The following is a 9,333-nucleotide window of genomic DNA, read 5'->3' on the forward strand; positions in this document are numbered from 1 at the left end:
GGTCCGACGCGGACCCGGTGGCCTCCAGGCCGCCGCACCGCTGGAAGGCGACCAGGAGCCGGACAGGTGCCGCGGCTGGTTCCGCCGGCGGACCTGACCGCACAAGCCCGCTGTGCGGTCGGCAGCCGCCAGGCCGCACAGCGGGACCGATCCCGAAGTCACCGCACCACCGGGCGGGACGGACGGGACCATCCGAGGGCACCAGCCCACCGCAGGCCCTACACAGGCTGCATGAGACGCAGCCGAGAAGAGACCGCACCCCAGGATCTGCCGGGCGACCTGTGGCACGCCCTGTCCGAGCTCCAGCACACCCATCCCGCCCCCGTGGGCCGCGTCGGGCCGCTCGCCCGCCCGGTCGGACTGCTGTCCTTCGCCGCAGCCACCGACACCGTCCTCGCGGCCCGCGTGCAGTTGTCCGGCGCGGAGACGATGCACGAACTGAACGAGACGCTCCGTGCGATCACCGGGGGCATGCACGCCCACTTCACCGGCCCCGGCGTCGCGCTGGAGGTCACGCTCGGCAGACGGCAGGAACTCCCGATCCACGAGGCCCACACTGCGGGCCTCACCCGGCTCTTCCGCCACGCCGCCGGCACCATCGGTGCCCGCAACACGCCGGGAGGCGGCCGGTGCTTCCACTGCGACGGGACCGGGCTCGCCCGACCGCTGTGGGAGCCGGCGGCCGGGCAAGCCTGAGCCAGCCGCCGGAGAGCTCGCCCGTTCGAGGGAACCGGCGGCTCGTGGCTTCGGCCGGTGCTGCCGTGCCGGTTAGCATCCTGCCCGGCTAGTGGCGTACTGCCGATCACCGCCCGCTTCCGGAGCCACGCCGCCGGATGCGGAGGTCAAGGTCCTGCGGGGCCCGCTCCCAACCGTTCTGCGTTCCGTCGTGTCCACGGCAGTCGTACGAGCCGGTGCCGGGGGCGTGGCCCGGTCCGGCCAAGGAGTACGTCATGCCGAAGAACCAGTCCACCGCCGCGCAGACCGCCCGCCGGGCGAGCCGGAGCGGGGGCAAGTACACCGAGGCCCTGCGCCGCGCGACGACCAGCGAGGCGCCGCGCACGCCGCACGTCCTGCGGTTTCTGGCTGAGCACGCGGGCAACCTCTACCACCTGGTCGGCGGGATCGCGGCGGCCTGGGCACACAGCGGACAGCGGGTCCTGCTCCTCGAGGAAGCCGAGGACTACTGGCGCTGGACCATGAGCGGCGTGTTCGAGCGCCGCCCTCGGAACCGCCGCAAGAAGGAGACCGAGCCGGCCGCCCCGCCGGAGCCGACCACCAGCACGCTGTGGGCCTCGCCTGACGGCCCCGGCGTCCTGGTGCACCACACCTGCATGTGGGAGGTGCGCCACCCCTCGCGGGAGAGTGACCGCGGCTTGCCCCGCACGGACCGCAGCCCGCTCGCCGATGCGGTGGTCGGCGCCCTCGACGCCTACGACGTGATCCTCCTCCTGCCGAAATCAGCGTGGAGCTACCCGGACCGGGAGAACGCGACGGCGCACGTGGTCCTGGGTGAGATCAACGTCTTCCCGGACGCCGACTGCAGGACCGCGCTCCCCGGGCCCGGAGGCGAGGAAAAGGGCGTTCCCCTGAGTCCCGAGCAGAGCGCGGCAGTTCTGCGGGAGCGCTGCCTGGGCTTCCTCTTCGGCTTCCCCAGCCTGCCCATCCGGCTGGACGGGGTGATCTGGCAGTCGAACGGCGAGCTGCCGGTCGACGCGGACTACCTGGCGGGCATCGACCGGGACATGAATCGCGCCGGACTGCGCCCCCTGGGCTGGACGCTCTGCGAACGGTGGCCCGACCAGCACAGGCAACTCCCCCTGGACCAGATGAAGGACCCCAGCTTCGTCCAGCGGTACCAGCCCGTCGCGGAGCGCCTGCGCATGGCGCTGGACAGCCGCCCCGCCGGCAGGAACTGACCTGCGCGGGCTGACCCGCGCGGCGACCCGTGGGTCAGCCCCGACGTTCTCGGTCCTCTTGACCGGCTCTCCGCCCGTGCGGGACGGTCGGTGCGCGCAACTATGCGCAACCGACTCGACACGGGAGTACGCGATGACGTTACGGTTCGTCGGGATCGACCCGAATACCGGAGGCGAGGGATCGCCCACGGTGTGGGTGGAAGAAGAGAGCGCGGACCTGATTCTCCAGGGTGAGGAGGCCGACGAACTCCTCAAGACCGAGGTCGGCTCCACCCAGTGGGTGCCGGGCCACAAGACGGGGATCCCGCCGCACGAGCGGGTGATCCGGATTCCGGCCCGCATGGTGTCGATTCTGAGGGAGGCGTGCGATGCCGCTGAACGCGCAGCAGCTGAACACCGCGACGTTCGCTGAGCTGCTCGCCGACACCCACCGCACAGCGGTCCACCTGGAGATGCGCGACGTCTACGCGGTCGGCGACGAAGCCGAGGACTTTGAGACCTTCCTGCGCACCGGCACGCCGAACCTGGACCCGGCCCGCTCGTTCTGGCCGCAGTGGATGCCGCTCGTCAAGGACGCGGTCGCCCGCGGTGTGGTGATGCGCCGCGCGCGGATCGTCTCCGAGCCGGTTACCGACTACATCCGCTACGAGCACGCCATCACCCCGCTCAACCTCCAGGCCGGGGAAGACGTGCGCTGGCTCCCCCGCCGCCATGCTTCCGACATCGCGCTGCCTGGTAACGACTTCTGGCTCCTGGACGGCCGCATCGTGCAGTTCCACCACTTCACCGGAACCGGCGACTGGGCACCGGACGGCAAGGAACGCACCACCGACCCGGCCGCCGTCGCGCTGTGCGCTACCGCGTTCGAGGCGGTGTGGGAGCGCGGCATCCCGCACGAGAAGTACACCGTCCAGGCCCTCTGAGCAGCCCGTGCCCGTCTCCCCGTCGTCCAGCGCCCAAGCGGCCCGCGAGGCGCTCGCCGTGCGGTTGCAGCACCTGCGCAAGGACGCCGGCCTCACCGGGAAGGAACTGTCCGCCCGGTGCGGCTGGCATCCTGCCAAGACCACCCGCATCCAGAAGGGCGACGCCGCGCCCTCCGACAGCGACATCCGCACCTGGTGCGCGGCGTGCGGCGCCGACGACCAGGCCGACGACCTCATCGCCACCGCCCGCGCGGTCGACTCCATGTATCTGGAGTGGCGCCGCCTGCACCGCACGGGCATGCGCAAGGTCCAGCAGGACTGGAACACCCTGCACGAGCGCACCCGCGTCTGCCGGGTCTACGTCTCCAACGTCCCGGCCGGGTTCTTCCAGACGCCGGCGTTCGCCACGGCCCTGATGGAGCAGATCACCGCCTTCCAGGGCACCCCGAACGACGTCGCCGAAGCGGTCGCCGCCCGCATCGCCCGCTCCCGGTTCCTCTACGAGGGCGGCCACCGTTACGTCGTGCTCATGGAGGAGTCCGTCCTGCGCTTCCGCACCGCCGACCCGGAGGCGATGCGGGGGCAGCTGCGTCACCTCCTGGCCGTGATGCCGCTCGCCTCCGTCTCGCTCGGGATCATCCCGTTCACCGCGCAGCGCACCGTGTGGCCACTGGAGGCGTTCTACGTCCACGACGACACCATGGCCGTGGTGGAGACGCTGACGGCGGAGATCAAAGTGACGCAGCCCCGCGAGCTCGCCGACTACTTGAAGGCGTTCGCCGGCCTCGCGGAGATGGCCGTGTACGGCGACGCCGCCCGCGCCCTCATCCAGGCCGCGATCGACGCCCTGGAGTGAAGTCCCGCAATTCTCCGCAACTTCGTTGGGAGCGCGGACCGTAGGTGCGTAGCGTCGACGGCACCGACGGACCACCAGCCGGAGAGGCGGGGCCTCATGCGCGCACACACCGACAGCACCGCCCCGGAGGGCCGCGGCCTCCAGTCGCCCGCCTACGGCGTCCCCTCCCCGGCCCTGCTCGCCCGCGCGGACGGCGGCTTCGCCCGGTTCCTCGGCCAGCACGACGAGGGCCAGGGCGACGGAGCCGACGACGGCGAGGACCCCCAGCGGTGACCGCCGGCCACCCGCACACGACGCTCTCGGCAGCGAGGCCCGCCATGCACACCAGCTCCCACACGGTCCTGTACGACCCCGACGGCCTGATCGAAGCCGGGCTCCCGCTCGATCGCGAACCGTACGAGTGCCTCGTCAAGGCCGTCCTCGCGTGGACCGGCGAGGACACCCTCACCACCCGCGACTTGGAGCAGATCGCCCTCCAGCTGACCGGCCACGCCCGCGCGGTCGCCTCCGACGTCCGCCGCCGCGCCGACCAGCTACCCAAGGACAGCGGCCCCAAGGCGCTCGCCGACGTCGTCCTGCGCGAGGCAGAAGGCCGGCTGTCCACGACGATCGAGGGCACCGTGCGCTGCGTCCAGAACCGCGCCCGCCTAGTCCGCGCCCTCTACGAACGCCTGGACCGCCTGGACGCCGCGGTCACTCAGGCCGTGTGAGTCGCCCCCTCCGCTACGCCAGGACGGCGGACACGCTCTCCAACACGGCGCGCTGTCGCGGGTCGATGGGCACGTCGGCCTGGCGCAGGGAGCGCAGCGTCGTGCCGTTGACGCACAGCCTGCACAGGCCGATCACCGGGAGCGGCCCGGCGCCGATGAGCGTGCCGGAAGAGGAGCTCTCGTAGACGGGGCGGTAGCAGCCGGGGCACGGAGTGCTCTCCTCGGGCTCGTCGGCCGGCGGCGCGTCCGGGCCCAGGAGCGAGACGATCCGGCGCAGGTTCTGACCGGCCTCGGCCCACAGCGCCATCGGCCGCTCAGCACGCCGCTCGAAGACGATGGCACCCTCGGGGCCGTCCTCGGTGCGGATCCGGCCCAGGGTGCCGACGCCTTCCTCGGGATGGTTCGGGATGAACATCAGCACCCGCTCGTACCCGGGCCCCTTTTCCGCGACCATGCCGTGCGGCTGCCCGGAGGCGAGCGCCGTCCCCAGCTCGGTCAGCCCCTGGCCGTCGTCGTCGTTGCGGATCCGCAGCGGCCACCCGGCCAGCACGCCGTCGACCTCGGCCGGGGCGCTGGTGATCAGGATGCCGTTGCCGGACTGCCTCACGTCCAGGTGCTGCATGCCAGCGGTGGAGTGGAAAGCGGTGCCGAACCACTCCGTGGCCGACTCACCCGTGACCGGCTGCTCGCTCCCACCGCGCGAGCGGCGCGGCTTGTGCTGCTTATGACGTCCCATGATGTGCCTCGCAGAAGTGGCCCCGTGCACGGGCCGAATGGTCCGCTCAACCCACAACCGAAAGCCCGACCGCCCGGGTACGTCCAGAGAGCCGGCGTTCATCCATCCGGCCCACGGCGACTGCAACACCCCCGTGCAACAGCAGAGGTGCAACAGAGCCGTGTTGCACCCCTGATCTGCGGAAACACCCGATCTGAGCTGGGCTGGGGGAGCGCGTTGCACTCTCGGAACAGCACCGGACCCCGGGCCTCCAAGAAGCCCGGGGTCCGGTCACGGCGCTGGGAGCGGTCAGGGGCTGTCCGGGGCGGCCTGGGGGATCGTCACCGGCTTCGCCCAGTCCATGCCCAGCTTCGCGAGGGCGGCGAGCTGGTCGGCATCCAGCCGGTCCCTCCTCGATTTCGTGTTCGAAATCCATACGCCCAGCTTCACGGTCACCGGCTCTGCCTCGCCGTCGACCGTGATCTCTTCGCTGTGGCCGCGCGGCACCGGCCGGTCCGCGCCTTCCCGCTCCACCCACTGGGTGAGGGCCGCCAGGCCCCGCTGGAACGCCTGCTGCGCCTTGCTCGGGTCCTTCGTCGCACGCGCGACTGCCGGGGCGGGAGACGGGGCCTCAGCGGGCTGCACGCCCAGCTTCGACAGCCGCTCCTGCTGCTCGGTCGACAGCTGCGCCCAGGTGCCCGGGTTCTTCTGCCGCTCCAGCCACTTGCCCAGGTCATCGCCCTCGAACAGCACCCCGGGTTCGATGGCCGGCAGGACGCCGTCGGCGTCGACCAGGTCCGCGAGCACTCGGTAGTGCCGCTGCCAGTCCAGCGGCCAGGGGCAGTTCCAGTCCTCATCGACCGCGGCCAGCTGCTTCGCGCGCTCCACCGCCCGCACCGGGTCCTTACCCAGGCCGCCCTTCCGGCGCAGGTTGGCCATGTGCTGGCCGACCGGCACCATCGCCTCGCCCTCGCCCCACACCGCGTCCTGACGCGGCGCGAGGTGCCCCATGGCCCGCCGGTAGGACCGCAGCGCGGCGAGCTTGTTCTCCCACGCCTCCTCACCCGGCTCCCACACCATCCCAGCCTCCGGCGCGTCCAGCAGCGTCTTGCGCCGCTCCTCCAACTCACCCGCCCGCAGCGCCTTCCTCTGCTGGTGGACCCATCGGCCAAGCGGAAAGTCCTTCGTGACCCCCACTTCGACCTCGATGTCGTAGGGCACGGCGTAGAGGCCAGTGATCTCGTTCTCCTTCCGCCAGCGCAGCAGGGCCTGGTAGCCCTCCAGCCACACCAGGGACTCCGGCCGGTACACCCGCGTCCGCAGGAAGGCCGCGATCGTGGCGGCGTCGCGCGGGCTGGAGAAGTGCAGCAGCGCCGCCTCGGCGGCGGCGTCGGTGTCGTCCTGCTCCTGATCCTCGCCGTCGCCCGCGCCGCCGGCCCCGACGATCCGCCCGTCATCGTCGCGCCGGACGTGGACCTTGCGCTTCCCGCTGGTGAGGGCGCGGGAGGCGAGCTGCTCGACGAGTCGTTCATCATGACTGCGGAGGCCCTGGAGGACCGCTACAAGGGGGCGAAACGAGGCGCTGGCGACCATGTCGGTCGGGTCCTCGTTCGGCTCCAGAAAGACCGGCACGATGATCCTGGCGACCTTCGTGCTGCCGTCCTTGTTGAGCCGGAGCGCGCGGCCGATGTTCTGCACGATCTCCACCTGCGAGCCGCGGGTGTCCGCGAAGCAGACGGCCTCGACTCCCCGCTCGCCGGTGATGTCCACGCCCTCCCCGAGCACGCGAACGCTCGCGAGGAACGCCCGGTGCACGCGCCGGTTGTTCGCGTCGATGCCGTTGGCGAACTGCCGCAGCACCTCACGCCGCTCGGACACGAGGTGGTCGCCGCACAGCCACGCCGACCACACCCGGTCCGGCGGGACGTGACGGCCGGCCTCCAGCTCGTAGAACTCCGCGTCGATCGACGATTTCGGCAGCTTCTCCGCCTTCGCCAGGTCCTCATCCGAGGCATCGTTCACGTACAGCTCGGCCGCCGTCTCGGGCAGCTTCTCCGCGAACGCGGCCGCTTCCTCAACCTTCTGGTGGAACGTCATGACCGTGCGCAGATTCCGGGCGGCGGCGTGCTCCAGGAGCGCGGTCTGCAACAGGGCAAGACGCCGGCCGCGCCGCGCCTCCTCCGACTCCCCGAGAACCGGCGAGGGATCGCGGATCTCCAGCACGTCGATCTCAAATCCCGCAAGGATTTCGCGCTCGATCGCCTCGCTCAGACCGAGCTCCGCGAGCCACGCGCCGTAGGTGCCCTCCGGGTCATCGGCCATGGTCGCGAGTTCCGCCTCCTGGCCCTCCGCGCCCTTCTGGGGCCGGGCCGCGGCGAGGATGCGCGGGGTCGCGGTCAGGTAGAGCCGGAAGTCCGCCGGGATGCGGGCGTTGTCGTGGATCGCCGCCCACGGCCGACCAAGATCACCGGCAGTTCCGTGGGCCTCATCAACGATCGCGAGGTCGAAGCCCGCCATCTGCTGGCCGTAGAGCCGCTCTCCGCCCGCCAGAGCGGCCTCCAGCGGCCCGCGAACCTTCCGCTGGCCCTCGGGTGCGTCGATGTCCTCGCGGTCCACCAGGGAGGCGTACGTGGCGAAGACGACGACCGGCCCGGACCCGGCCCACACGGCGAGCTGGATCGGGTTGGTGGTGGTGCGTACCCCCAGCGAGTTCAGGACCGCGTCGTTCTCCAGTGAGCACACCGCGACCATCGGCGCCCGGTGGCCCACCAGGCGCCACGCCTGGGCGGTCTGCGCGAGCAGGTCCAGGGTCGGGACGGTCACGAGGATCCGGCCGTTCGCGAACGACTCCAGCGCGCACGCGGCGGCTGTGATCGTCTTGCCCGATCCGGTCGCGGACACGATCGTGCCCCGGGCACCCTGCGGGGGCACAGATGACCTTGCAGGAAATCCCACCCACTTCCGAAACGCCGACCGCTGATCTACCTGGTGTTCCTTGAGCTGAATCGCTGACATTTCCACGCCTCCCCGATGCCTAATTCCTGCGATTTTTCAGACGGCCGCGTGCGGCGTGCAGGCCGCTCCGGCGTCGCTCCAGATCGCCCCGCCCGCGAGATGCCAGCCGCCGGGCGTCCCGTCCGACTTCCCGCGCTTGAACCCCGGCAGGTCGTCCGGGTCGTAGTGCCCGGCCTCGCGCGTGCAGAGGATGACGTCACCACTGGACATCTCCACCGTCCGCGCCGTGCACAGACCGCCGGCCTCGCCCAGCGCCTCCAGCACCCGGCGCCGCGCCGTGGTGTTCGGGTGCGTGCGCGGCAGCACGGTCTTCCGGACGTACGCCTCCAGCCGCACCAGGTCGGCCCGTTCACGCTGCCTGATGTCCGCGATATGTACGGCCAGCTCAGCAGCCCCGGCCGACCGTCCGCCGCGCCGCATCCAGTCCCGGTCCGCGATGCCCACCAGGGCCTCGCTCACGGCCATCACGCCTTCGTCCCAGCCGTCCGCGAACAGCGCGCCCCGAGAAGCCGGCGCCATCCCGTCCAGCTCGACTACCTCGCTCTGCGCCCCGGCGACCGCACCGGCCTCCAGCGCGGCCACCAGGTCGTCCGCCTCGCTCGCAGGCACGCCCTGGGCGGCCAGGAGCGCGAACAGCCTCAACCGGGCGTTGGTGCCCGCCGTCTGATACTGACTCACCCGGCGTACAGAATCGCTGCTCAGCGCGGGATCGGGCCCGGTAGATTCGTGGTGACCGGTCATCTGCGGCCGTGCCTCTCGGAATTGAGGGAGGTTCTCGGGTGGTTGGGGGGTGTCCCGTGTTTCCGCCAACGGTACATGCTGCATCTACCGGATGCACGCGGTACACTAGAACCCACACGAACGAGCGACCCCCACCCCTCGTACCCAGCCCGGCCCGCGCAGCGGGCCCCAACGGTTCTGGAGGCGCAGCCGGAAGGACCGTCAGGCGGGGGAGCGCAGCGGACCCGCCGGGAGCGCCCCGCGCTCCCCCAACTCCCCTACTGGAGGCCCCACTAGCCGCACCGTCAGACCCGAGTGGCCCGGCCGCGCATCGCGCGGCCAGCCGGGCGCGCAGCGGCCGGCCCCACTGCCTCCTGGAGCGCAGCGGAAGGAGGCGCCCTCGCATCGCGAGGGCCAGCGGGAGCGCAGCGACCGCCCCCCTTGCACATCGCGCAGCGATGTGGTACCCGCTCCGCGG

Annotated in this window: 10 protein-coding genes; 7 read left to right on the forward strand and 3 right to left on the reverse strand. The window is 71.6% G+C overall.

All coding sequences use genetic code 11. From position 1 onward, the window contains the following. The first annotated feature begins 231 nt into the window (after positions 1 to 231). The 7 genes from QFZ82_RS39325 to QFZ82_RS39355 all read left to right on the forward strand — a co-directional run bounded on the left by QFZ82_RS39325 (position 232) and on the right by QFZ82_RS39355 (position 4,405). Positions 232 to 696, forward strand: a complete 465-nt coding sequence (locus tag QFZ82_RS39325; RefSeq protein WP_307718034.1) for a hypothetical protein — start codon at positions 232 to 234, stop codon at positions 694 to 696. Between the two features lie 254 nt (positions 697 to 950). Next, positions 951 to 1,916 carry a hypothetical protein gene (locus QFZ82_RS39330; RefSeq protein ID WP_307718035.1) on the forward strand — a complete coding sequence of 322 codons (966 nt, stop codon included), beginning with the start codon at positions 951 to 953 and terminating at the stop codon, positions 1,914 to 1,916. 133 nt (positions 1,917 to 2,049) lie between these two features. Beyond that, a complete protein-coding gene (locus QFZ82_RS39335; protein ID WP_307718036.1) occupies positions 2,050 to 2,328 on the forward strand; it encodes a hypothetical protein in 279 nt (92 codons plus the stop codon). Further along, positions 2,285 to 2,839 carry a DUF6879 family protein gene (locus QFZ82_RS39340; RefSeq protein ID WP_307718037.1) on the forward strand — a complete coding sequence of 185 codons (555 nt, stop codon included), beginning with the start codon at positions 2,285 to 2,287 and terminating at the stop codon, positions 2,837 to 2,839. The genes QFZ82_RS39335 and QFZ82_RS39340 overlap by 44 nt, the downstream gene beginning before the upstream one ends. Positions 2,840 to 2,846: 7 nt before the next feature. Then, the gene (locus tag QFZ82_RS39345; protein WP_307718038.1) at positions 2,847 to 3,695 is read left to right on the forward strand and encodes a helix-turn-helix transcriptional regulator; all 849 of its coding nucleotides are present in this window, start codon (positions 2,847 to 2,849) and stop codon (positions 3,693 to 3,695) included. 96 nt (positions 3,696 to 3,791) lie between these two features. Then, positions 3,792 to 3,968 carry a hypothetical protein gene (locus tag QFZ82_RS39350; protein WP_307718039.1) on the forward strand — a complete coding sequence of 59 codons (177 nt, stop codon included), beginning with the start codon at positions 3,792 to 3,794 and terminating at the stop codon, positions 3,966 to 3,968. 44 nt (positions 3,969 to 4,012) lie between these two features. Next, entirely contained in the window at positions 4,013 to 4,405 is a 393-nt protein-coding gene (locus QFZ82_RS39355; protein ID WP_307718040.1) for a DUF6415 family natural product biosynthesis protein, read from the forward strand. A 13-nt stretch (positions 4,406 to 4,418) separates the two neighbouring features. Here QFZ82_RS39355 and QFZ82_RS39360 read toward each other — a convergent pair whose 3' ends face one another. The 3 genes from QFZ82_RS39360 to QFZ82_RS39370 form a co-directional block, all read right to left on the reverse strand. Then, complete coding sequence (locus QFZ82_RS39360; protein ID WP_307718041.1) at positions 4,419 to 5,141, reverse strand: hypothetical protein; 723 nt, start codon at positions 5,139 to 5,141, stop codon at positions 4,419 to 4,421. Positions 5,142 to 5,429: 288 nt separating this feature from the next. Then, entirely contained in the window at positions 5,430 to 8,135 is a 2,706-nt protein-coding gene (locus QFZ82_RS39365) for a DEAD/DEAH box helicase (RefSeq protein WP_307718042.1), read from the reverse strand. 36 nt (positions 8,136 to 8,171) lie between these two features. Next, a complete protein-coding gene (locus QFZ82_RS39370) occupies positions 8,172 to 8,813 on the reverse strand; it encodes a hypothetical protein (protein WP_307718043.1) in 642 nt (213 codons plus the stop codon). Positions 8,814 to 9,333: the final 520 nt, after the last annotated feature.

The organism is Streptomyces sp. V4I23 (genome assembly GCF_030817975.1).
Lineage (GTDB): Bacteria > Actinomycetota > Actinomycetes > Streptomycetales > Streptomycetaceae > Streptomyces.